The sequence below is a fragment of the Streptomyces sp. NPDC096339 genome (assembly GCF_044762985.1).
Classification (GTDB): domain Bacteria; phylum Actinomycetota; class Actinomycetes; order Streptomycetales; family Streptomycetaceae; genus Streptomyces.
Map to the genome: position 1 here is coordinate 85,144 of NZ_JBIWFI010000016.1, position 23,133 is coordinate 108,276.

Annotated in this window: 22 protein-coding genes and 1 pseudogene; 6 read left to right on the top strand and 17 right to left on the bottom strand. The window is 68.4% G+C overall.

What is annotated here, in order from left to right:
* Position 1: 1 nt before the first annotated feature.
* The 10 genes from ACIQ5Y_RS21355 to ACIQ5Y_RS21400 all read right to left on the bottom strand — a co-directional run bounded on the left by ACIQ5Y_RS21355 (position 2) and on the right by ACIQ5Y_RS21400 (position 12,318).
* Positions 2-535: a hypothetical protein gene (locus ACIQ5Y_RS21355; protein ID WP_403882485.1), complete on the bottom strand. Its 534-nt coding sequence runs from the start codon at positions 533-535 to the stop codon at positions 2-4.
* Positions 536-613: 78 nt separating this feature from the next.
* On the bottom strand, positions 614-2,068 hold the full coding sequence (locus tag ACIQ5Y_RS21360; RefSeq protein WP_403882488.1) for a peptidoglycan DD-metalloendopeptidase family protein: 1,455 nt from the start codon (positions 2,066-2,068) through the stop codon (positions 614-616).
* Positions 2,061-2,768, bottom strand: coding sequence for a hypothetical protein (locus tag ACIQ5Y_RS21365; RefSeq protein WP_403882491.1), 708 nt, complete (start codon positions 2,766-2,768; stop codon positions 2,061-2,063). Before ACIQ5Y_RS21365 ends, ACIQ5Y_RS21360 begins: the two co-directional genes overlap by 8 nt.
* A 72-nt stretch (positions 2,769-2,840) precedes the next feature.
* The gene (locus tag ACIQ5Y_RS21370) at positions 2,841-5,330 is read right to left on the bottom strand and encodes a hypothetical protein (RefSeq protein ID WP_403882493.1); all 2,490 of its coding nucleotides are present in this window, start codon (positions 5,328-5,330) and stop codon (positions 2,841-2,843) included.
* A complete protein-coding gene (locus tag ACIQ5Y_RS21375; RefSeq protein WP_403882496.1) occupies positions 5,327-7,933 on the bottom strand; it encodes an ATP-binding protein in 2,607 nt (868 codons plus the stop codon). The genes ACIQ5Y_RS21370 and ACIQ5Y_RS21375 overlap by 4 nt, the downstream gene beginning before the upstream one ends.
* A gap of 33 nt (positions 7,934-7,966) precedes the next feature.
* Entirely contained in the window at positions 7,967-8,608 is a 642-nt protein-coding gene (locus ACIQ5Y_RS21380) for a hypothetical protein (protein ID WP_403882499.1), read from the bottom strand.
* On the bottom strand, positions 8,605-8,934 hold the full coding sequence (locus tag ACIQ5Y_RS21385; protein ID WP_403882502.1) for a hypothetical protein: 330 nt from the start codon (positions 8,932-8,934) through the stop codon (positions 8,605-8,607). The genes ACIQ5Y_RS21380 and ACIQ5Y_RS21385 overlap by 4 nt, the downstream gene beginning before the upstream one ends.
* Before the next feature lie 20 nt (positions 8,935-8,954).
* Entirely contained in the window at positions 8,955-10,076 is a 1,122-nt protein-coding gene (locus ACIQ5Y_RS21390) for a conjugal transfer protein (RefSeq protein ID WP_403882505.1), read from the bottom strand.
* Positions 10,073-10,357 carry a hypothetical protein gene (locus ACIQ5Y_RS21395; protein WP_403882671.1) on the bottom strand — a complete coding sequence of 95 codons (285 nt, stop codon included), beginning with the start codon at positions 10,355-10,357 and terminating at the stop codon, positions 10,073-10,075. The genes ACIQ5Y_RS21390 and ACIQ5Y_RS21395 overlap by 4 nt, the downstream gene beginning before the upstream one ends.
* Positions 10,358-12,048: 1,691 nt before the next feature.
* Positions 12,049-12,318, bottom strand: coding sequence for an ATP-binding protein (locus tag ACIQ5Y_RS21400; protein WP_403882508.1), 270 nt, complete (start codon positions 12,316-12,318; stop codon positions 12,049-12,051).
* 292 nt (positions 12,319-12,610) lie between these two features.
* Here ACIQ5Y_RS21400 and ACIQ5Y_RS21405 point away from each other — a divergent pair, with 292 nt between their 5' ends.
* The 3 genes from ACIQ5Y_RS21405 to ACIQ5Y_RS21415 are packed head-to-tail and all read left to right on the top strand — an operon-like array spanning position 12,611 to position 16,381.
* Complete coding sequence (locus ACIQ5Y_RS21405; RefSeq protein WP_403882511.1) at positions 12,611-13,795, top strand: tyrosine-type recombinase/integrase; 1,185 nt, start codon at positions 12,611-12,613, stop codon at positions 13,793-13,795.
* Positions 13,785-15,941 carry a tyrosine-type recombinase/integrase gene (locus tag ACIQ5Y_RS21410; protein ID WP_403882514.1) on the top strand — a complete coding sequence of 719 codons (2,157 nt, stop codon included), beginning with the start codon at positions 13,785-13,787 and terminating at the stop codon, positions 15,939-15,941. Before ACIQ5Y_RS21405 ends, ACIQ5Y_RS21410 begins: the two co-directional genes overlap by 11 nt.
* Positions 15,938-16,381 (top strand): DUF6262 family protein, encoded by a 444-nt coding sequence (locus tag ACIQ5Y_RS21415; RefSeq protein ID WP_403882516.1) that lies wholly within the window; start codon positions 15,938-15,940, stop codon positions 16,379-16,381. Before ACIQ5Y_RS21410 ends, ACIQ5Y_RS21415 begins: the two co-directional genes overlap by 4 nt.
* 2 nt (positions 16,382-16,383) lie before the next feature.
* On the opposite strand, the gene ACIQ5Y_RS21420 is transcribed toward ACIQ5Y_RS21415, so the two are convergent.
* From ACIQ5Y_RS21420 to ACIQ5Y_RS21440, 5 genes are all read right to left on the bottom strand, one after another.
* A complete protein-coding gene (locus tag ACIQ5Y_RS21420; protein WP_403882518.1) occupies positions 16,384-16,755 on the bottom strand; it encodes a hypothetical protein in 372 nt (123 codons plus the stop codon).
* A gap of 94 nt (positions 16,756-16,849) precedes the next feature.
* Positions 16,850-17,245, bottom strand: a complete 396-nt coding sequence (locus tag ACIQ5Y_RS21425; protein WP_403882520.1) for an ATP-binding protein — start codon at positions 17,243-17,245, stop codon at positions 16,850-16,852.
* Positions 17,245-18,441 (bottom strand): IS21 family transposase, encoded by a 1,197-nt coding sequence (istA, locus tag ACIQ5Y_RS21430; protein WP_403882523.1) that lies wholly within the window; start codon positions 18,439-18,441, stop codon positions 17,245-17,247. The genes ACIQ5Y_RS21425 and istA (ACIQ5Y_RS21430) overlap by 1 nt, the downstream gene beginning before the upstream one ends.
* A 203-nt stretch (positions 18,442-18,644) precedes the next feature.
* Positions 18,645-19,109, bottom strand: coding sequence for a transposase (locus ACIQ5Y_RS21435; RefSeq protein ID WP_403882526.1), 465 nt, complete (start codon positions 19,107-19,109; stop codon positions 18,645-18,647).
* A gap of 297 nt (positions 19,110-19,406) precedes the next feature.
* Positions 19,407-19,589, bottom strand: coding sequence for a hypothetical protein (locus tag ACIQ5Y_RS21440; protein WP_403882529.1), 183 nt, complete (start codon positions 19,587-19,589; stop codon positions 19,407-19,409).
* 254 nt (positions 19,590-19,843) lie between these two features.
* On the opposite strand from ACIQ5Y_RS21440, the gene ACIQ5Y_RS21445 reads away from it, so the two are divergent.
* On the top strand, positions 19,844-20,083 hold the full coding sequence (locus ACIQ5Y_RS21445; protein WP_403882532.1) for a hypothetical protein: 240 nt from the start codon (positions 19,844-19,846) through the stop codon (positions 20,081-20,083).
* A 36-nt stretch (positions 20,084-20,119) separates the two neighbouring features.
* On the opposite strand, the gene istB is transcribed toward ACIQ5Y_RS21445, so the two are convergent.
* Together istB and istA (ACIQ5Y_RS21455) are read right to left on the bottom strand one after the other, a co-directional pair.
* The gene (istB, locus tag ACIQ5Y_RS21450; protein WP_403882535.1) at positions 20,120-20,890 is read right to left on the bottom strand and encodes an IS21-like element helper ATPase IstB; all 771 of its coding nucleotides are present in this window, start codon (positions 20,888-20,890) and stop codon (positions 20,120-20,122) included.
* Positions 20,887-22,308, bottom strand: coding sequence for an IS21 family transposase (istA, locus tag ACIQ5Y_RS21455; protein WP_403882538.1), 1,422 nt, complete (start codon positions 22,306-22,308; stop codon positions 20,887-20,889). The genes istB and istA (ACIQ5Y_RS21455) overlap by 4 nt, the downstream gene beginning before the upstream one ends.
* 139 nt (positions 22,309-22,447) lie before the next feature.
* On the opposite strand from istA (ACIQ5Y_RS21455), the gene ACIQ5Y_RS21460 reads away from it, so the two are divergent.
* Both ACIQ5Y_RS21460 and ACIQ5Y_RS21465 read left to right on the top strand, forming a co-directional pair.
* The gene (locus ACIQ5Y_RS21460; RefSeq protein WP_403882541.1) at positions 22,448-22,696 is read left to right on the top strand and encodes a hypothetical protein; all 249 of its coding nucleotides are present in this window, start codon (positions 22,448-22,450) and stop codon (positions 22,694-22,696) included.
* 4 nt (positions 22,697-22,700) lie between these two features.
* Positions 22,701-23,078: pseudogene (locus tag ACIQ5Y_RS21465) on the top strand (transposase); the annotation flags it as partial.
* Positions 23,079-23,133 lie beyond the last annotated feature (55 nt).

Sequence of the window (23,133 nt, forward strand, 5' to 3'; positions counted from 1 at the left end):
TCTACCGTTCTGCCGTGCGTCGGGTGGTGGGCTCTGCGCCGGTACGGGGCGGAACACCGAGCTGAATCCGGGGACGTTCGCTCGAAGGGGTACCGCCGGCCTCCGAGGGCCGCATCTCGCACTGGGCGTAGCCCTGGTGGCGCAGAACGGACAGGGCCTTCGCCGGGCCTTCCACCCGCATGGTGAGCGGCCCGCCCGAGGTTGCGAAGTGGATCCGGATCGCGATGCTCCGGGGAGAGGTGAAGATCCAGCGCGAGACGCTCTTGTGGGCGCGGACGATATGGCGGGCGAAGCGCACCACATCGTCCGCCTCCGGGGCGAAGCCAGCGGTCGGGACCACTTCCAGTGCCGTTCGCTCGGCCAGCCGGGCCCGGGAGAGGAACCCGCGGGCCGCGGCTGCGGCGATGCACACGCCGATGACGGTGAGCGCGACCCACCAGATCGTGCTCAGGGCCCAGCCCGCCAGCCGCTCGGCATGGGCGGGAAGGTCCTGCACGATGCGGATCGCACCGTTGATGAGATCGGTCGTGGTCATCGTCCATCACCAGGCATCGCGGACGGGCCTTTCGTTTGGTGCGGGTGTCGGGATTCCGGCGGGTTTCGGCTGCCAGGCTCAGATGCTGACGCCGTGGCCGCGCAAGTAGTGCAGGGGATCGATGTCCGAGCCGTACTCGGGGCCCGTACGGATCTCGAAGTGCAGGTGTGCTCCGGTGACGTTTCCGGTGGCTCCGGACACTCCGATCTGCTGCCCGCCTTTTATCTGTTGGCCCTCACTGGCGGTCAGGGCGGACATGTGGGCGTACTGGGAGTACATGCCGTCCGCGTGTTTGATCACCACCTGGTTCCCGTATGCGTTGGACCAGCCGGCGGTGACCACGACACCGGGGCCGACCGAGCGGATCACTGTGCCGCTGGGCACGGGGAAGTCGACGCCGGTGTGATACCCGCTGGACCACATCGAGCCCGCAACGCCATAGGCGGTGCCGATCGAGTGGTCGGAGACCGGAGTGACCCAGCCACCCGAGCCCCCGCCCGTTGGCGGTTCCGTGTAGTCCGGACGTTTCATCGTCAGGATCCGGCCCTCCCAGAAGGAGAGCGGCTTGATACGGACTTCGGCGCCGGTATGCGGGGCATCGATGACCTCACCGCCCCCGATGTACATGGACACGTGCTCCGGTGACGAGGCGCTGCCTCCGGAGAACATCAGGTCACCGGGCCTGAGATCTTTCACGGACTGCACCACGCTCCCGATGTCCACCTGGTCGTAAGTGGTGCGCGGCAGGTTCACGCCCACCGAGCTCCAGGCGTACTTGACCAGGCTGGAGCAGTCGCACCCGCTCGCCCCGAGGAAGGGCGGCTTGCAGTCGCCGCCGAACACGTAGGGGGTATACAGCGCCTTCTTCGCTGTGGCGACCACCTGGGCGAGGCCACCGGTGACCTTGCCATCCGCAGCCGCCGCCCACTTCACGGCCCGCTCCCGGATCTCGCGGACGTAGTTCCTGGTCTCGTCGTACGGCGGAATGCCTCCGTACTTCCGTACCTTGCCGGCGCCGGCGTTGTAGGCGGCGAGCATGTTGTCCACGACGTCGCCCGGCACATCATGGATCTCCTTGGCCATCTTGCAGTCGTAGGACACCATCGAAGGGACGGCGTCCTTCGGCTCCAGAGGGTCCTTCTTGCCGTCGTTGTTGCCGTCGATGCCCTCGGCGTCCCAGGTGCTCGGAATGAACTGCGCGATGCCCAACGCGCCGGCTCCGCCATCGGGCGGGTTCGTGCGGAAGTTGGACTCCTGGTAGAGCTGGGCGGCTATCAAGCTGGGGGTGACCTCCGTGCAGCCGTACTTCGCCACCGCGTCGATGATGATGGGGCGGAGCCAGCTGGGGATGTCCTTGGTGTCCGAGAGCCCTCCTCCGAACCCCGCGTCCCCGAGATCACTGCTGTTGTCCTCGCCGATGGCGGAGGTGAGGGCCAGGACCGCGCTCAGGATGAGGCCCAGGCCCAGGAGCGGGAGGGTGAGGAGGGCGATCACCAGGCGCTTGGCGAACTTCGACTCGGTCTGTTCAGACATTGGGTAGCCCGACCACTCGCCAGACGCCGTCGTCACCGGGCTGGAGCTTGAGCGCGAGGTGCCGCTCGGCTTCGGTGGACGGGCCAGTGGCCGGCTGCTCGGTCACCTTGTAAAGGACCCGGGCGAACCCGGAGTTCTCGGTCGGGGCCGGCGCCCCGTCCGGAAGCGAGACCCGGAGCACCGTCGCCGTGACCCGGATCTGTCCGGCCTTCAAGCGGAGCCACTCCTGGGCGCCAGCGCTGCCGCTCGTGCGGGTGCTCAGATCCTTGGCGAGCTCGCCCGCGGCGTAGTCGGCGGCACGGCGCGACGCGTCGTCGTATGAGGTGTCCTGGCCGGGCCGAGCGTCGTGACCGGCCCACGCGAGGATGAAGGCACGGGCCGTCTCCTCCATCGGACCCGTCACCGGGCTGGGCGTCGCGGGAGAGTCGGGCTGCGAGGGCGCGCTCGTGGGGGTGGGAGCGGATGTGATGGCGGTGCTGCTGGTCGCGGCCGTGGCGGCTGTCGGACCGGGTGCGGCGCTTACGGGGCCGGTCGGTTCAGTGGGGTGGGCCGAGGTGGAGATCTTCGACGCGTCAGAGGCGGCTTGCTGGGTGCCGTCTCCGCCGAACAGGAGGACCGATCCGACGACGGCCAGTACCGCGGCGGCTATGAACAGCGCGATCGTGCCGCGCTGGACGCGCGCGGCATCGTTTTTGGGCATGGAAGTCCCCCCATCGGTGGTTGTGGTGAAGTGATCTGGGCGGGCGGGGCCGAGGGCCCCGCCCGTGCGGGCCTACGGTTGCTTCGGCTTTTTGGAGCCGGTGGGAGGAGCGGCTTGCGGCCTCGTCAGGGACGAGGGCGAGGCCGGCTTCTGCCCCTTGGCTGACCTTGACGGGGCAGCGGCGGGCGGTTGAGGCGCCGGGGTCGTGCCACGGTCCGCGGCCGTGGGCCCCGAGGCTGGTGCTCCCGCCTTGGAACCGCTTGGCGCCTTGGCGCCGGGCAGTTTCACCCCGACCGAACGGACCTGGAGCCCCGGCTGGACCGAGGGCTGTACCTCCGGCTTGGCGCCGGGTACCTCCGGACCGATCGCCTGGGCCCGGGGTCCGGGCGGGGCGTCGACCCTGGGGTTCGGCTCGATCGGAGCCAGGCCCAGACCCACCTGGGCCTTCGTCCCGGCCGTCGCGGCGAACTTCTTGGCCGTGGAGACGTTGCGCCCGTACTCGGCCCAGTACTCCCTGTTCTCTTGGATCTTCTTGATGCCCTTCTGCCCCTGGGTGGCCGCGAGTCGGCGGCCGACCTTGGCCGTTCGTGCGGCTGTCGCGGCTCCGACCCGTTTGGTTCTGGCGACACCGCGGGGAACGCTCACGGGCAAGCCGCCCGTGGCCTTCCAGACGCCCTTGGCCGTCTTCGCCCCGACCTTCGCCCCGACCTTCGTGGTGCCGGCGGCGACCTTGCCCGTCGCGATGGTGGCTCGCCCGGCCCTGGTCCTCGTGGCTGCGGACGCCAGGCGCTTCTTCAAGGCCTGCCGTGCAGCCTGCTTGGCCGCCATCTGCGCCGCCGTGCTTGCACCGCCCGTGCCGATGGCTGTCGCCGCCTGGGTCGCGAACCGTGCCACCTTCGCCAGACGGCCCACCTTGCCGTCGGCCTGGGGTTTCCCGACCAAGGCGCTGTGGGCGAGTTTGAGGCCCTTGCCGACCGGCTTGGCCACGCGCCCCGCTTCGCTGCGCGCGTCGCCCACCATCTGCTTCACGTTGGGATGGAGTCCCGTACTCGGGTTGTTGAAGACGGAACTGCCGGAGCCGCCGACGCGGGCACTGGCGAGCTTGCGGTTGAGGTTCTCCGCGATGTTCCCGGCGGTCTGCTTGATGCGCTTGTGGCCCGCCAGGCCGGCCAAGGCCGTGACGTCGATGACGATGAACTTGACGGCCAGGACGTCGCCCGTATCCGCCTTGATCAGGGCGAGGATGATCAGGATGAACATGGCCAGGAAGAGGATGGCAAGGGCCACGCTGAGGAGAGCCTTGGTGATGGCGGAGAACCAACGCCAGAGCGTGGCCCGTCCGCCGCCGGGCAGGATGCCGGCGCACAGCGCCCAGTGGCCGCGAATGGCCTCGAAGGCCAGCCAGCCCTGCGCGGTGAGGAACCCTCCGGTGACGAGGATCATGAGAATGGCAACGATGACGGCGGCGAGGGCGATGAACAGGGCGGAGAACGCCAGGTCCGCGGAGGCGCGCTTCGCCTTGGGGTCGTGGCTCGCACAGGCCGACTCGAACTTTTTTGAACTGGAAGTGAGTGCCTCGATGTAGTTCGTGTCGTAGATCGAGTCCATCTGCATGGCGGTCCAGTAGTTCATCCCCGTCGAGTTCAGATTGAACTCGGCGAGTTTGAACTGACGGAACGCCTTGTCGCAGGCTTCGTCGTCCTTGCCGTCGAAGGTCGTGCCGTAGACCATGAGCTGGTTCGGCCTGACGATGAAAGCGTCGACGAGCGCGTCGGTGATGGGACGGGAGACGGCGTCAGGATTTACGCAGGCATCCGTGGGGTCCTTGGACAGCACGGTGGTGGAGACTTCGAGCGAGAAGCACCTGGCCTTGCCGAGCAGTCCCTTCTCCGACAGGAGCATGGTGGAGCCGGTGGGCTGCGTTCCGGCACCCTCCTGGCCGAGGAGCACCTGGGCGGGCGAGACCAACACGGTGGTGGTCAGCGCGGCGATGACCAGGGAGAGGCCGATTTCGGCGAAGCCGCGCGAGCGTTCCTTGAAGAGGATCAGCCAGCCGCAGTAGAAGCCGGCAAACATCAGGAACAGACCGGGCAGCCCGAGTCGGTCGATGACCTGGGTCTTGATGGTCATGGAGATCCCGTCGACGGGTTTGACCAGTACCTTGGCCAGCCCGAAGTCCAGCGCCCACTTGATCAGCCAGCAGGTGAAGCCCACGACCCACTTCGCGACGCCGAAGAGCAGCTGCGCGACGATGTTCCAGATCTTGAGGTCGATGTCCTTCCAGCCGCCGGTGTCCGTCTTCACGGTGTAGGCGGAGATCGGGACGCCGTCCCTGTCGACGACGTTGAACGGCTGGAGCATGCCGCCGTCCTTCGGCTTGGGCGGGCCCTTCTTCAAAGGGGTGGCCGTCACCGTTGTCTCGGGGTTGGGAGAGGCCGAGGTCGTGGGCGTGGGCGTGGGTTCCGCGAACGCGGCCGGGGCCACCATCAGGGTGGTCAGAGCGAGCAGAAGGGCAATCAGAGCGATGCGGGCCGCTCCCGCCCACTTCCTCACGTGGCTCACGCGAAGGCTCCGTCCGCCTCGGGGGTGAACTCCTCGACTTCGAGCGCCTCTTCATCGTTCTGCCCCGGCGTGGTGTAGATCGCGGCGGCCACGTCCTCGTCTCCGGGGACGAGGACCTTGATCCCGGCGATCCGCTTGCGCAGGTCGCGGTAGAGGCCCTCACCGGCACGCAGGTGGCGTTCGGCGTCGCTCACGTTGAGGGGGCTGAGCTGCTCGGTGATGACCTTGAGCATCTCCGGGTCGGTGGGATCCAGGTCCAGGAAGTCCAGGCACCGGGCCGCGAGGGCCTTGCCGCGGTGGCGGAAGACGAAGATGTGGCTGAGCAGCGCCCGGATCTTGTCGCCGATCTCGGACTTGGGGCCTATGTCGTACGGGTCGTGCGAGCCGGCGAAGGCGCCGGCGTTGTGCTTTCGACCGTCGGCGATCAGCTCCAGCATGAGACTGGAGCCCTCCGCCGAGGAGGTCAGCCACCAGCATTCGTCGAGGAACACGCCGGCGAACTCGTTCGAGTCGGCGAAGGCGATCTCCCGGCACAGCGCCGTCATCAGGTACATCAGGCGCCAGCCGAAGCGCTTCTCGACCTCGAGCGACGGAAGCCGGTGCTCGGAGAGTTCCTCCTTGGTGGGCAGGCCCAGCTTGTCGACGGCGAAGACGATGGAGTCGGCCGCAGTGATCCGCACGACCGGCAGGCTGGGGTCGAAGATGACGCGCCCGAGGTCCTTCTTCGCCAGCGAGCGCAGCTTGCGGCTGAGCTCGGAGGCGGCGGCGCGCACGGCGTCGTCGTTCGCCTCGTGCGGGTCGGGGGTGCGGGCGCGTGCGGTGAGGGTCTCGGTCAGCGCCGTCATGCTGGGTTCGGTACCGAGGCGGGTGGCCTCGATCGCCTCGGCGAGGGTGATGCCTTCGACGCTCATCGAGCCGAGGTCGAGGAGCGGGGTGAGGAAGCTTTCGGTGTAGCGGGCGGCGCGTGGCCCGCGGAAGACCCGCAGGGGGTCCAGGCTGACTCCGGCGTTCTCGTCGACGTTGATGATCTGTGTGGTGCCCGGGCAGGCGAGGGCGAACCGCGACCATTCCTGCTGCGGGGTGCGGTCGACGACCAGTGCGCGGCCACGGGACTTCCGCTGCCCCGTCCGGTGCCCGGTGGTGAGGATGGAGTACATGGCGCACTTCATCGCGACGGACTTTCCGGATCCGAGCTCGCCGACGAAGGCGGCACTGGCGGACGCGTTGACCCGCGGCCCGTGGGAGAAGTCCACGAGGACCGGGCGCACCCCGCCGCCGTTGAGCTGGAGACCGAACAGCGAGCCCGCGTCATCGCCGAGGCCCGCGCCGCAGAAGGGCATGCTCATCGCGAAGTCCCGGGCGAGCAGGTACTGGGTGTAGTCGAGCATCGGCTTGGGCGTCTTGATGCCCGGGAGCATGCCGTGGAAGATCGCCACCTGGTCACCGGTCGGCCGGACGAGGGTGTAGTCGTTGCCGCCGAAGTGGTTGGCCAGCGAAGTGGCCCTCTCATCCGCTTCCTCGGCGCTCTCCCCCCACACACAGGTGGCGATGCTCGCGCGGATCTCGACCTCGGTCGCGGAGGCGGTCAGCCGGTCGCGGTACTCGTCGAGGGCCATGCTCGCCTTGTCGAGCGAGGCCGGCACTCCGGAGGTCTCGCCGTCGTACTCGCCACGCTGGTGGGCGAGCTCGCGCTGCTGGCGCCGGCTCTTCGGCTCCGCCTTGCTGCCGGATTCCACGTGCAGTCGCACGGCCCAGTCCACGGGGAAGTTGAAGTCGTCCAAGGCCGCCAAGTACTCGCTGCCGGGGAACCGGAAGGCCTCCGGCATCTCCGCGAGCATGCAGAACGCCTGGTAGGAGTCTCCGTACTCGGTGGTGGCGCGCAGGTAGCGGCGCCTGAAGGGATTGGTCGGGCCCTTGGAAGCCCGGTTGCCGCGGCCACCTTCGTCGAGGATGACCTGGGTGTGCGCGGTCACGGTGTGTCCGCGGCCGCGCAGCGCCCGCGGCGCGCCGTCCTCGGGAAGCAGCGGTTCGCTCAGGCCGCGCCGTGCGCTGTGGCCGTAGATCCACAGGATTTCCGCCTCGGTGGCCGGCCGCATCTTGATGGCGGAGGGCCAGCCGGCCGCGAGGCGGGTGGCCTGCTCCAGGCGCTGGCGCTCCTGCGACTCGGGTATGGGCCCGACGGGGAGCCCCAGTGCTCCCATCACTTCGGCCTGGACGGAGGAGATGACGGCCTGGGTGCTCTGCTTGACGTCGTGGTGGGCCAGGGGAACGGCGAGGAAGTCGACCCGGCCGGACAGTTCGAGGTCCTCGAGCTGGTCCAGCACCTTCAGCGCCAGGTCCACGTACTCGGGAGACTGGTCGAGGTCGACGCCGGCGGTCATACGGGTCACGACCGACGCGGCATCGACGCTCGGGCACAGGCTGAGCAGGAGGGCCTCGCCCCTAAGGGACTTGAAGAGCGCCTCTAGGGCGCCCAGCCTTTCGCGCTTCGTCGACTTGGAAGCGTGCGTGTAGTTCTCGGTGTCGACGCGCCACACCGCCCACACGGTGGCGGCGGTGGTCCAGATCAGGTGGCCGCTGATGTGACGAACGGGGAGACGCATGTTCCTCTGCTTTCTCTGCGGGTGTTGGGCGGGCTAGGCCTGCGTGTGGTCGTCGAGTGCCGCGAGGAGGGCCTGCAGTCCGGTTTTGGGCTGCTGTCGGCCTTCCGCCGCGGTCGGCACCGGGGACGGAGCCGGCGATGGGGCCGGCTGCGGGGTAGTCGGGCGGACCTTCTTCCGCGGGCGGACCTGCTTCCGCGGAGGGATGGGCTTCGACGTGGTGACCGGCGCAGGAGCCGGTGCCTTCGCCGGCTCCGGCTCCGGCGCGGGGCGCTTGGCGGACCGGACGCGCACCGTGCAGGAGCCGGACACCAGGCGGGGACGAGTGGGTCGTTGGGGAGTGCCGGCCAGCCGGCCCTGTGCGGGCGTGGAGGAGTAGACGAACAGGCTCCGCGCCGCCTTGGCAGGATCACGGCCGTCCAGCCGTGCGTACCGCAGCGCCCAGGCCAAGCCCCACGGGAGCACGGCCATGACGATGAAGTTGAAGGCGCCGAAGTGGGCCCACACGTCCTTCGTCATCACGAGGGCGCCGAAGGTGACCACCATCGTCATGACCTGGGTGATGGTGTACGGCCCTCCCGGGAGCCGACCGGCTCCCGGGAGCTTGCCGATGACCAGAGGGTGCTTGCGTGCTCGTGTGTACGAGTGCCCGATCAACTCCTCTTCGGGGGCACTCACACCAGCCGCCGTCCCTCACCGGTCGTGAGGGGGGCATCGCCCGCCACGTGGACCTCGGAGAACGAGGCGCCGTTGATCTCCGTACCGACTTTGTCCTTGAAGGTGTCGAGGCTGCCGATGCCCCACAGAACGAGGCAGGCCAGGACGAAGGCCACGAGGGTGCCCACGAACGAGCGGGTCTTCCACCAGGCCGTGATCACGGCGATGACCGCCATCAGGCTGGCCACGGAGAAGACGAGCCCGCGGATCTGGCCCGTCTTGACGCCGGCCCAGTCGAGGACCTGTCCCGCGAGAACGACGTTGTCGGGGTTGCTGAGGGTCTGCATGAGTGTTCCTTCTTCTTTCTTCAGGAGTTCGACGGCGACGGCTTCGCCGTCGTGGCGTCGGGGCTTGGGGTGGGCTGCGGCGCCACGGAGGGGGCGCTGCTCGGGCTGATGGCCGGGGCGTCGTCGACAGAGGCGACTTCCCAGCGGCCGGCACGGGACTTGAGGGTGAGCGCGTAGCTCAGCGAGACGGCGCTCCCGGCCTGGTCCGTGGCCTGGACCTGCACCAGCTGATGGAGTTCCGCGCCGTCGGCGGGCACCTTCTGCTGAACGGACTGGGCGGCGTCGTCCCGGACACCGGTGACCTGTACCGCGGAGTACGGAGCAGGGCTGATGGCCTGGAGGTTCAAGCCGGGGGAGGTGTAGCGGTCGAGTGCGGCCGCGCCGGTCAGGTAGGCCGACAAGAAACCTCTCGCGGTGTCGACCGACGGGTCCGCGCTGCTCGATCCGCGTTCGGACTGGTACGCCAGGGCTCCGGGTGTGATGGCCGCTGGCGCGGCGACCTGCGCGGGCAGCGAGGTGGCCGAGTAGCCCGTCACGGCCTTGGCCGACGTCGCGGCCCCGCCGGCGCCCGTCGTGCCGATGGCCTGGATCCCGACACGGAAGTACTGCACGCCCAAGCGCTTCGGCTTGCCCTTGTCGTCCTGCACGGTGACGTCGGACGCCACGGTGATCGACCAGTAGCCGGCCTGGACTTCCCGTGAGGCGATCACGGTCGACCGGGTGGCCGTCCGGGTGCCGGGCTTCGCCGCCAGTGCGACAGGGCCGGGGTAATACGGTGCAAGGTCCCGCTCGGTGCCCTGCCCCGCCTCCAGGAAGGCGGTGACGAACAACTGAGCGAATCCGGCCGGGCCGACCTGCGAGCCAGGAGAAGGGGCGGCGATCGGCTTGGGGGCGGCGTGCACCGCACCAGACGACCCGAGAAGGGCCATCACACCCAAGGCAGGACCGGACGCGATGAGCGCCCAGACACCGACGCGGACCAACCGGGCGATCCCGGCCAGGTGAGCGGTACTCGTCTTCCACCCGGTCTCATCCGGTTCGGCGTCCGCTTCTTCCTGCGGCTCCTCGACCTCGTCGTCCCAGACCTCAGCCTCGGCAACCCGCTTCTTGTCAGCCTTCCGAGGCCGGCGTACCCGCTTCACGAGAGCCTCCATGTGGGCTGCTTGCTCTGCGCGGCCTGCGCGATGAGAACCGTCGCGATGCGCTCCCGGAGCTCATCGGGCGTGCTGGCGAGCAGGACGTTCCAAGAGGCCAGGGCCGGTTCGGACTCGTCATCGAGGAAGGTGCGCATCTGTGCGTGCAGTTCACGGTCCATCGGCCGGGTCACCAGGGAGGCGGCGATGTGCGTCAGCCGGCGAGAGGACCGCACGACACGGGTCCAGTCGGTGTCGAGGAGTTGTCCGGCAGTGTCGGCGGAGGACATGGTGGTCACGTCGGTTCTCCTGGAATCGAGAGGGTGGAGGCGGGTCTCGGGCGGGCCCGCGGGTCTCGGGGGGCGGCGAGGTGCCGGGCGGTGCCGGCTCCCTCGCGGAGCGACTGGACGGCACGGCTCGTGTACTGCTGGAGCGGCTCGGTTCCGTGGACGAAGAACCGGCAGGCGGTCGTAGGAGGAGAACGCGACGATGACGCCTTGCGAAGCGGCGGCTCGGTTCGTCTTGCTGACCGTGGTGTAAGGCAGCGCGGACTCGGAGGAGTCGAGCGCCGGGGTGATCTGCGTGGTGGGCACGTCTGTGTCCGTCCTTTCGCACCGGCTGGTCTGGATGGCCCTCACACTCCAGGGACTCCCCTTGACCGCGGTCTGACGGAGTCGCCGCAGGGGGATGGCCCAGGGGAAACGGCCCGCTGCCGACAGACGGACCGCGTGGTCCAGGGGGAGACCGGTCAAGGGGTACGGGCGGGAGGACCAGGGGTGGGCGGGGCGCCGGATCCGGCCGGTGCGGAGAGCGCGGTGCAGTCGCGCCGGGCCGATGGCGTGCACTCTCGATGGGGGATGGGGGATGGGGGATGGGGGATGGGGGATGGCGGATGGGGGATGCCCCGATGCCTCGATGCGCGGGGCAAGCGGGTGAACGATGTGCCACGCGCGATGCGTTGTACCGGCATCGGGCAACCACCCGGCATGGGGCAACCCCGCGGGCCCGCACATCGGATGCGGTATCTCGTATGTGGCAACCCGGATGCGGGTGCGCGTCCCTGGGAGGCGCGTCATCCACACTGCCTACGGATCCACCGGCCTCCCGCTCGGGACGGCCGTCCCCTCCGGACTGCACGGGGTCACAGGGCGCTGCACCCCTGAACGCTGCTAGCCAAGTACCCGCACCCGTGCCCGTGCTCGACCTGTGACTGCGACTGGGACTGGGACTGGCCAAGCGGACGCAGTCCGCAGGCTGACACCCGCCCCGCCGGCAGCTGCGGATTGCGCCGCGACCTCACATGCCGGCCTCGCCCTGTTCCCCCTTTCCCCTGGACAAGGCCCTGGTCCAGGGGAAACAGGCCGAGGCCAGGGACCTGGTCCAGGGGGGGGCACCGACCCCTGGTCCAGGGGAGCCTCCAAGCGGAGAGGCCCTGGTCCAGGGGTCCAGAACTCGAGGTTCCCGGCGTCCCCGCCTGTTGCCCTCAGGGCGATGACCGGAGCGGAGTTGCTGGGGGGCCATCGGGTGGCGCCGCCGCCCGTCCCAGGAGAATGCGCGCTGCCAGGAGGTGCGGGTGGAGAGTGTGGCGCACACCCGGGTACGCGGGTACGGGGAGTGAGGCGCACCCGGAGCGAGGATGCGGGAGTGCGCCACACCGGATGGCACCGGGATGTCCTACGGTCCGCCACATCGTGACAGTGCACCCCACTCCGCCATCCGGATGCTCCCCACCACATTCACCCGATGCACCGCATCGATGCCGGGCAATGCTGAATGAGCGATGCGCTTCCACCGCTGGTGCGCGTTCAGTCCGCGGTGACGCGGATCTTGGCCTCGATGTCGTCGATACCGCGGGGCGGTGGTGGTGTCGGCTCCTGCTGGCCGGTTCGCGTGCGACATCTGGATCAATGTCGGCGGCGCTTGAATCGTGACCCACCCTGGCCGGTTGAAGAATGACCCCCGGTCCGTCAGTTGATGTTGTTCATTCCCCGGTGTTGGCGGGTGGAACCCGGCCGAGGTCGTGGCCGCGCATGCGGTAGCTGTCGCCCTTGAGGGAGATGACTTCGGCGTGGTGGACGAGGCGGTCGATCATCGCGGCGGCGACGGTGTCGTCACCGAAGACCTCTCCCCAGCGTCCGAAGGGCTTGTTACTGGTCACGATCACGGACGCGTGTTCGTATCGGCCTGAGATGAACTGGAAGAACAGGTTCGCGGCCTCGGGTTCGAACGGGATGTAGCCGACTTCGTCCACGATGATCGTGGGATCCGGCCGAGGCGGGTGAGTTCGGCGGCGAGTTTCCCGGCCTGATGGGCTTCGGCGAGGCGGGCGACCCATTGGGCGGCGGTGGCGAACGCGACCTGTGGCCGGCCTGGCAGGCCCGGATGCCGAGCCCGGTCGCAAGGTGCGTCTTGCCGGTGCCGGGCGTTATCAGCGGGGCGTGAGCCCCTCGATTCTCTGTCTGCGACGAGCGTCACCGTGAGCGTTCTCTGTCGTTGATGCATTGCTAGCAAGGGGAGTTCTTCAACGAGACGGAACGCCATCAGTGGCACTCAGCTTGGCGGTCCTGCCCTCAGGCGGACGGCGGACGTGGACCGTGGTCGACGAGAAGTACCGGACAGTCGCTCCGGTGGAGGAGTGGCTGGAGGCCCACCGGCTGTTGTGGTCGCCGAACACCGTCCGGGGCTATGCGACCTCGCTGGCCCAGTGGTGGACCTTCCTCGAACAGCGCGAGGAGACCGCGGCCTGGGCCGATGTCGGTGTCCCGGCGGTGGCTGGGTTCTTGTCCTGGCTGCGCAACGGCCGCACGGTCGAACACGCCTTGGTCGCCCCGGAGGACGCCCCGGCGCCGGAGACGCTGGAGGCCCGGCTGGCCGCGCTGATCTCCTTCTACTGCTGGCAGGAAGCAGTCTTCTCCGTCCCGGTCGCAGGCCGGCTCATGCGCGGGGCGCCTCACAGGGCACCGGCCCGTGGTCTGCTCGCGCACCTGGATGCCCGCTCCACACCTGGGCCGTCATCGCTGGTGAGAGTGCGTCGTCATCGCCATCGCGGGCGGCCGCCGCTGCTGTTGCCGTCCGAAATCCAGGCGGTCCTGGACGGCTGCGCGAAGCCGGAGGCCGGCGGTGAGTGGGCGGGCAACCTGCGGGATCGCCTGCTGTTCGCGCTGCTCGCGGAGACCGGCATGCGCCTCGGTGAGGTGCTCGGCCTGCGGATCGGGGACTTCGTCATGGGCCGCGGCAGCACTCCGTATGTTGAGGTCGTTCCGCGCGAGGACAACGCGAACGGGGCGAGGGTGAAGATGATGCGCCCGCGGCGCGTCTATGTCGGCGCCGACCTGGAGCGGTTGTTCGCCGACTACCTCGTCCATCTCGCCGTCCGTGCCGCCGGCGCCGGGCTGGAGATCAGCTCTCACTCGCCGCTGTTGGTGAATCTGGACCGGCCGCCGCTGCTGGCCGCGCTGAAGGAGGGGACGGTGCGGGACAAGACCGCCGCCCTACGCAAGAAGGGAATCGGTCCCGCATCCTGGACCCCGCACTGGTTCCGGCATGCTCACGCGACCGCGTTGTTGCTGGCCGGGACGCCGGAGTGGGTGGTCTCCCGCCGGCTCGGGCATGCGCACGTCCAGACCACGCTCGACCTCTATGGCTGGGTGCGGGAGGACGAGGCCTTGCGGGCCGCGGCGAACTGGAAGTCGTACGCCTCCGCCTGGCAGGTGAGCGATGCCCGGTGAACCGCGCCACCTCCACGCTCTCGCAGCCGAGGACCTGATCTGGCGGCTCTGGTCCGAGCTCCCTGCCCCCTGGAAGGGGCCGGTGATCGGTGACGGCATCGAGGACTGGAAGAGGATCACCGAGACCGGCGACCGCCGGATCGACCTGCGCGGACTGCCCGATCTGATGCCTGCCGAACTGGCCTGGATGGCACACTGGCAGGCCCTGGACGGAACCCGCTCCGCGGTACTGGGCACCAATCAGCTCGCGAACATTCTGCGCCGGGCAATTCGGGAGAATCATCCCTTCCCAGCCTCGATCCGGGCGATGGACACCGAGACGGCCCTGGCCTTGCAACGGTGGTTCCATGCCACCCGCTGGGGCCGACTCCCGCCCCACGGCAGCGTCGCCCGACTTCGAGTGATCTTCCGGTTCTCCCGACTGGCACTGCTGGCCCGCTGCACGGACGGAGCCTGGTGGCAGCTGGACGAATGGCACCCCCGCTGCGATCCCCGGATCCCGCTCGCCGAGCACGAACCCCAGGCCCACTACGGCTGTTCCCCCTCGACGATCGGCCACCGATGGCTGCGGGAGGCGGTCAAGTGGTATCTCGGCACCCAGCTCGAGGCCAGCGTCCTGCGCTGGTCCACGGTGAGTCAGGAACGCATGCGGTGCTTCACCCGGTTCAGCCGGTGGCTGGAGACCTTCACCAACCCGCTCGACGTCCTGGGCGTCCCCGCGCACGCGGTCGAGCCGGCCGCCGCCTTCCGCCGCTGGGACGCCGACCCCGCCAACCGGCACCTTCGCCGCTCCGAACAGCGATTCGCGAACCGGCCCGTCCATCCCCGGATGATTAACGACGATCTGCGGGCCGTCGCCGAGCTCTTCGCGTTCGTCGCGGCCAACCCCGCCGAGGCCCGCCAGATCCTCGGCCCCCACCCGTGGTCCCGGGTCACCGACGCTCACGCGGCCGGCTGGTTCCGCCAGGTCTCGCGGATCCCGCACCAGCGAGAACTCAACGACGAGCACTACGTCGACGACCACGCCCTCGCCCAGATCCCCGCTGCCCTGCCCCTGCTCGGGCTCGGCCGCGACGAACGGCTGACGTTCCCCCGCGGCGACGGACAGGAGGTCACCGCGCGAGGCTTCGACGACCCGCAGGCCATGCGCATGATCCTGCTGCAGATCCTGACCGGGCGACGCTCCAGCGAGGTCCGCACCTGCCGCTTCGACTGCCTCTCACCGGTCCCCGACCGGGCCGCCGACGCCGCCGAGGGCGAGGAGATCGCACGCTTCCACTATGCCCAGAGCGAGATCGATATCGCGCCGGACACCATCCTTGTCGACCAGGAAGTCGTCGCGGTCGTCGAAGAGCAACGGGTCTGGGTCCGCGAGCACTTCCCCGACATCACCCCGCGGCATCTGTTCCTCCAGCGGACCGGGAACCGCCAGGGCGACAAGCCCTACCCCTCCGGCACCTACAACTGGATGCTCCGCGAGTTCAGCAAGATCGTGGAGATCACCGACGGCAAAGGCAAGCCCGTCGGCCTGAGCCACACCCACCGTTTCCGGCACACCAAGCTGACCCGGCTCGCCGAACTCGGCTTGCCGGTCCACGTGTTGATGCGCTATGCCGGACACGCCACCCCGACGATGTCGATGCACTACGTCGCCGCCCGCCAGGAACACGCCGAGCAGGCATTCCTGGCCACCGCCAAACTCCGGGCCGACGGCAGCCGCGTCGCCTTCTCCCGCGACGACCACGACAGCCTCCACCTGTTCAACCGCGCCGACCGCTTCCTGCCGCACGGCTGGTGCATGCTGCCGCCGCTGCAGACCTGCGACAAAGGAAACGCCTGCCTGACCTGCTCGGTCTTCGTCACCGACGCCACCCACCAGCCCGCCCTCGAACGACAACTGGCCGAGACCGAAGCACTGATCAACCGCACCACCACCGCCTTCGAGGAGCGTCACGGCCGCCCGATGCCCGAGGACAACGTCTGGCTCCTCCAGCGACGAGCCGAACACGCGGCACTCACGAAACTGCTGGACACCCTCCAATCCACCCCCGACCGAGCCGTCCAGGGCGCCGGCTGCGGCGCCGCCCTCGCCGGCCCCGTTCCCGTCCGCCTCGACCTCGACCACCACCGAAGGAACCGGCCGTGACCGACTCTCGCACCAAGCGCACCCAGATCCTCGCGGCCGCCGCCAAGGCAAAGTCCCAGGCCAAAACGGAGGCCGCCGAGAAAGCGATCCGCGTCCTGGTCAAGCGCGGCGAACCCGTCACCTTCCAGGCCGTCCAGCGCGAAGGCGGCGTCTCACACGCCTTCCTCTATAACCACCCCGACCTGCGAGGCCGCATCGAACGCCTGCGTGCCCAGGCCCGCCCGATCCCCGCACCCGCCCCCGCGGCCGACACCGAAGGCACGCTTGTCCTCGCCCTCACCGACCAGCTAACGCGGCTCAAGAAGCAGCACCGCCAGGAGATCCAGGCCCTTCGCGAGGCCCTGGAACAGGCCCACGGCGAGAACCTCGACCTCCGCCGAGAACTCGCACGACGCGGCGGCGACCCTACATCACGACCCCAGATCATCGGGCCTCGCTGAGATCAGCCCGCGGTCATCAGCTTGATCAGCTCAGCGTCCGTGACATCCGATCGGAGCCGGACGTGGAAGTTGTATCCCTGATCGCAGAACACCAGGTCGAGGTCCGCCGGAGTGATCCTGCGGAATACCACCGCCAAGCGCACCGCTTCAGACTCCGCCGTGTCGAGATACAGGCAGGTGCCGTCTTCATGCAGATATGCCTCACCCGGACCGTCCTCCGACGAGAAGGACCAGCAGAGGCTCCGGGCCTCGCTGCAGGGCGTCAAGTCAGTCTCGACACCGGCCCATCCGTCTCGGATCGCAGCGGTCAGAGCCTCACGGTCGGCGCCCCAGCCACCCGCTTCACCATCAACAAGCACCATGAAAGTCGCCATGACCCGTGTCTACCACCCGCGACCGATACCCTGGACCGCAGCACTGTCAGGCCACGACGAACAGATCGCATCGACGTTCTGACCAGGCACGACGTCACCCTGTGCTGGACGATCCGCTGATAACGCCCGGTCCCAGGAAGATCACGTTCTCCTTCCCGACGACGAAATCGAGCGTCCCCAGGCGGGAGATCGACTCTCGTTTCACGGACCGCTGGTGGTCGAAGTCGAAGTCCTCGAGGGACTTCCTGGAGGGGAAGCGGGCGGCTCGAATGCGGCCTTCGGCGCCGTGTGAATCGCGGGCGGCGACCTCCCGCTGGAGGCAGGCGGCGAGGTATTCCTCGTGGGTCCAGCCTTCCGAGCGGGCCCGGTCGGCGAGCCGACCGACCGAGTCACGCAGGGCTGGCGTCTTCAAGGCCCGTGTCAGATAGGCGATCTCCGAGGTGACGTCGCGGCCGTTCTGCGTGGTCTTGTCGTTGCTGGTCGTGGTCATCAGGCTGCCCCTTCGCCCGTGGTCAGTCCGCCGTCGATGACGCCGAAGATGCGGTCATAGGAGTCCAGCGACCGTTCTTCAACGTCGGTCCCCTGGACGGGGACCGTCTTCTTGCTGGTCGCCGCCCTGCGGGCGGCAGCGGCTGCTGCCGCGTGATCGGGATCGGTGAGGGTTTGGTGGCGGGCCCAGCCGCGGGCATGGCGGGCGACCTCGACGCCGTCGCAGGTCACCAGGACCTGGTCCAGGTCGGCGGCCACCTCGATGCGGCGGCCGATCGCGAGGGGATGGACGGAGTAGTCGCAGGTGTCGAGGCGGACGTAGTGGTCCCGAGGCAGCCTCAGGGACGCTTTCCACCAGCCTGGCGGGGAGATCGGTGGCAGCTGGAGCATCCGCGAGCCGTCTGCCTCCAGCCGGTCCGACGGCCTGGCCTGCAAGGTCCGGTGGATCCGCCGGTTGGCCTTGGCGAGCCAGTCGGCCAGTTGGATGTTGAAGTCCGCAGGGCTCGCGAAGACCCTGCCGGGCAGGAACAAGGTCTCCAGATAGCCGTTGGCCCGCTCGACCAGACCCTTCGCTTCCGGATCACGGGGCTTGCAGAGGACGAACTTGATGCCCAGCAGGCCGGCGAACGCCGCGAAGTCATCCGTGAGCCGCGGGCCGCCGGGCTGCCAGGAACCGACGGCTCCCTCGTTGTCCCAGACCAGAGCCCTCGGAACGGCTCCCAGATCTGCCAGCAGTCGCCAGTGGCCCACGATCAGATCGGCCGCGTTCCTCGCGGGCAGCATCCGGGCGGTGATCCACCTCGAGTAGCCGGCCACCATCACCAGCACCGGCGGGTGGCCCACCTGCCCGAAGCCGAGCGGAATGTCGGGGGCCGGGAACCACAGATCACACTGGGCCACCTCGCCCGGCTCATAGACCGTCCGCGACGCCGGATCGACGGGCCGGTAAGCCGGCCGGAGTTTCCGGACCCGTTCCTTGAGCACCGTCATGCCCCGCTGCCAGCCGATTCGCTCGGCGATCACGGTCGACGGGATGTCCGGCCACTGTTCGAGCAGTTCACGGATCTGCGGCTCGACCACGTCGACGACCGAGCCCTTCGGCGCCCGCTGGTACTTCGGCGGCGCGTCATCGGCCAGCGCCCTGCGGACCGTGTTCCGCGAGATGCCCAACTTCCTCGCGATCGCCCGGATCGGCATCCCCTCGGCTCTGTGCAGCCGCCGGATCCCGAACTCTTCCTGGGCGACGGGGTTGCCCCTCAATGAGGAGCGGGCCTGATCGAGTTACATCGACATCGGATTACCCATGCGTGTGAGAGACGTACAGGTTGAGCCCGCTGTCGATGCCGATCTGGGTGGGTGTTGAGGTTGCTCCTGTTTGGCGGACAGGTTCGTTGTGTTGGTCAGGCTGCTGTGGCTTCGTACTCGGCTGGGCTTTGGTAGCCGAGACTGGAGTGGAGTCGCCGGTTGTTGTACCAGCCTTCGATGTACTCGAAGATCTCGCTTCTGGCGGCAGCACGAGTGTGCCAGCTGAGTTGGCTGACCAGCTCGTTCTTCAGGGTGGCGAAGAAGGATTCGGCGAGGGCGTTGTCCCAGCAGACGCCGGTGCGTCCGACGGAAAGCCTGACGTCAAGGTCGGCCGCGAGGCGGGCGAAAGCGTGACTGGTGTACTGGCTGCCGAGCGGTCCGCCGTCCTGGACTACGGCCCCCTGGTCAACCACGCTCAGATGTTGGCTGACCTGTTCTGGGGCGACATGCAACGACACCACCCCGCGATCTCCTCGCTCAACCTGCCCGACGAGGTCGCCCAGGCATGGAAGCAACGCGTCCGTGTTCTGCCCGACGGGCGCCCGCGCCGCACCGCCCACGCCGTGTTCCTGGCCGTCCGCTCTTTCTACTTGGACCTCTCACAGTGGTCGATGGAAGACCCCGGCCCGTTGGGCGGCCTGGGCCGCGCCCTGCCCGATCAGCGAGGCCGACATCAGCGGCTACATCAAGGAAACCCGGCACCGGCAGGCACGGATGCAGCAGCGCACCCGCACCCTGGTCCCCGTCCTGCCGCAGCTCGTCCGCGCTGCCGAGACCCGGCTGAAGCATGCCACGCTCCTGCTGCAGGCAGCCCGCTCCGCGACGCCGGGTGAGGAGTTCACCGTTGAGGGCTCGTGCTACCGGCGCACCGGCCGCAACAACAGCCACTGGCGCCCCACCGCGCTGTTCCTGGCCCCGGTCGACGAGCCCGGTCCCCGGTTCGATGCCGAATGCGAGGAGAACAACGCCTTCTGGACCTGGGCGAGCATCGAGGTCCTGCGACGCACCGGTGCCAGGATCGAGGAACTCCTGGAGCTCACCCACCTGAGTTTGCGTCAGTACCGGGCGCCCACTGTCGGCGTACTTCTCTGTGTGCACCGCCAAGTACAGAGATATGTGCACCGAGGTAGCTCCCGTTCTGCGGCCGGGTTCAGTCCCGTAACCTCTGTTCTCTCAAGGTCTGAGAGTGGTGAAGGGGGATCTCTTGGAGGAGAGCGAGGCACGGAGGCGTGCAGAAGAGTTCGGTCGGACCCTGACCGACCGTTGGGATGAGTGGGCCTTCAAACTTGGCCTGGTGGCGACCCCGACCAGCAGGGGCGTCTATGGCTTCACCTGGTATCCCACGGCGAAGGACGAGCAGGGGCGCCAGATCCGGGGTGGGGGGAACTGGCCCATCATCGTCGACCAGGACACCGGGGCATGCCGACTCGTGCACGGGATGAAGGAGATGGCCGCGCTCAGGGGCATGTCAGGAGTCGGCGTGGTCCGCTTCGACGACGCCAGCACTCGTCGGCGGCGCCGCAACGGCCGCTAGCTCATACGACGGAGCCGCCGGAGGAGCCGTCAATTCTCAGGCTGCGTCTGTGTCGCGTTCGATGGCGGCGAGTCGGTTCTTGAGGCGATAGCTGGGGCCGTTGATGGAGATGACGTCGCAGTGGTGGAGGAGGCGGTCGAGGATGGCGGTGGCCAGAACCTCGTCGCCGAACACCTGTCCCCATTCGCTGAAGGTCTTGTTCGAGGTCAGGATGATGGAGCCCTTTTCGTAGCGCTTTGAGATCACTTGGAAGACCAGGTTGGCTTCTGCGCGTTCGAGGGGCTGGTAGCCCACCTCGTCGACCACGAGAACCGCCGGTCGGAGGTAGCTGCCGAGCTTGCTGGTCAGCCGTCCGGCGGCCTCCGCGGTCTTCAGGTTGCGGACCATGTCGTCGAGGCTGGTGAAGTAGATCGAGTAGCCGGCCCGGCAGGCCGCGACCGCGAGAGCGACGGCGATGTGAGTCTTGCCCACTCCCGGCGGCCCGAGCAGGGCGGCGTTGGCCTTGGCCTCGACGAAGGAGAGGGTGGCAAGGTCCTTGATCTTGCGAGGGTCGAGCTCGGGCTGGAACGAGAAGTCGTAGTCGTCCAGCGTCTTGTGGTGCGGCAGCTTCGAGATCCTCAGACCGGTGCGGAAGCGGCGGTCCTCACGGACGGCCAGCTCTTCGGAGAGAACCAGGTCGATGAAGTCGAGGTAGCCCATCTTGGCCTCGTCAGCCCGCTGCGCATACTGAGTCAGGGCCTCGGCCAGGTGAGGCAGGCCCAGCTTGCCGGCCGTGTTGCGGATGCGGGTGGAGACCAGCTCGCTCAAGGCGATTCCTTTGCGCTCGGCTTGGTGGTGAAGGGGCGGGTGCCAGTCAGCTCGTCATAGACCGACAAAGGCCGGCGACCGACCTCGACCTGGGTGACCGCGGCCCGGTTCAGGAGGGCCGCCAGCGGCCCGGCCTGCGAGCCCGGAGCGTCATGGCGGCGGGGCCGGGGCAGGCCCCCGTCACCGGTGGTGATGCGGCGGCCGGCTCCCGTCGGCAGGCCGTCCCAGTGCCTCTCATTCACGATGCGGGCGCCACGACCGATCGCCCGCGGATGGGTCGCCAGCAGGGTTTCGCCACCGCGATCCGCAGCGGTGGCATGCAGCGTCACCTGGGACTTCGTGGCCCTGACTTCGACCAGCTGGCGGGGGCGGACCTTGCGGGCCGGCACCGAGTAGAGATTCGCGTCGAAGGCGACGAGGCAGTCCTTGCCCACATGGCGGAGATGCCGCTGAGTGACCACATAAGGCGTTTGCGGCAGCGGCCGCAGGGCCACATGGTCGCGGATCGCCCGCAGACCGATGACCTCGCCGTGGGTGCCGTGGACCTTCGCCCGTCGCAGCGGCACCCAGGCGGTGAACGCGGCGTCGAGTTCCTCGATGGAGGAGAAGGCGCGTCCGGCCAGGACGTGGTCTCGGACGATCAGCACCTGCCGCTCGACCCGGCCTTTGCCCGTGGGCCGGTAGGCGGCCAGCACGTCGGGATCGAAATCATAGTGCCCGGCGAAGGCGACGGCTTCCGGATGGAGGGGAACGGCTTCACCTGGTGCAACATGCCGGCGGACTACCGTTTTGGTGCGATCGTAGACGATCGACATCGGGACCCCGCCGAAGTGCGCGAATGCCTGGCGGTGGCAGTCGAAGAAGGTGGCCAGGTCCTGGCTGGTGGTGAAGCAGCAGAACGGATCTCGCGAGTAGGACAAGGTCATGTGGAACGAGTAGACCTTCGGGATGCCGACATGGGCGAGAATCTTTCCTTCATCGCCCCAGTCCACCTGTGCCTGGGCCCCGGGCACCACCTCGAACCTGCGGTGGAGCCCTGCCAGTTCACTCGGGCTGATGCGCAGTTCCTCCGCGATGCGGGGCCTGGCTTCCTGCAAGTACATCTTGATCCGCTGGTAGCTGCCTGTGAACCCGTACTCAGCCACCAGGCGCTCGTGGATCACCGCCCCTTTGAGTAGGACTTCGGCCCGCAGCATCGCGTCGATCAACGGCGCGACCTCATCCACCATCCGCCGGTACGGATGCCCGTTGGGAGCCCTTCGCGGCGGCGCGACCGGCGTCTCGCCCGACAGGTACTTGGCGACCGTACGCCGGTTCAGCCCGGTCTCCTTCGCGATCTCCCGCAGGCTCATCGCTCCGGACTCATACAGACCGCGAAACCGCCTCAGCTCCAACCAGCGATGCGGATCCAAGACCACTCTCGCCGCCCTCCACCGACCCCGAACAGGACGACAGAAGACTCACGCGACACCAACACAGCCGCATCAAGAACGGTGCACTTTCATCCGTACGCGGTGGTGCACGTTCACTTGTACGCCGACAGCTGGTGACGAGACAGTGCCGCTGCTGCAGATCAGCCCGTCCAAGACCGACCGCGAGCGCGTCATCCCCGCTGATCCGGGCCTGGTCTCCGTCCTGGCCCGGATCATTCGCCAGATCAAGGGCACGGGCGAGCGGGTGCCGCTGCTGACCCGGTACGACGGCTACGAGCGGATCTTCGGGCCGCCGCTGCCCCACCTGTTCCAGTGCTCCTCCCAGCACCGGCTGCAGGTCATCTCCCCCAACCGGATCCGCGAGCTCGGCTGAGGCCGTGGAGGAAGTGCAGCCTGCCGGGCTGGCACCGGACGTTCTGGACGACCAGCTGATCAGCCAGTTGGTGGACCGGGCCCAGGCGGACGGGATCAAGCTGACTGGGCAGGGTGGCCTGCTGCTGCTGACGAAGAAGATCCTCGAGTCCGCCCTCGAGGGCGAGATCACGGACCACCTCGGGCATGAGAAGCACGAGAAGGCCGGCACGGGAACACCCGCAACGGCACCCGCTCTGAGACGGTGGTCACCGACGGTCGGGCCGATCGACGGTATGAACGAGTGGCAGAACCATCCGCTCGACTCCGTCTACCCCGTCTTGTTCATCGACTGTGTGCACGTGAAGCTGCGTGACGGGCATCTGGTCCTTCACCGCCCGGTCGGCGATGTCGGTGCACTCGTTCGTGATCGACCCGGTCAACAGCAGCACTTCGATC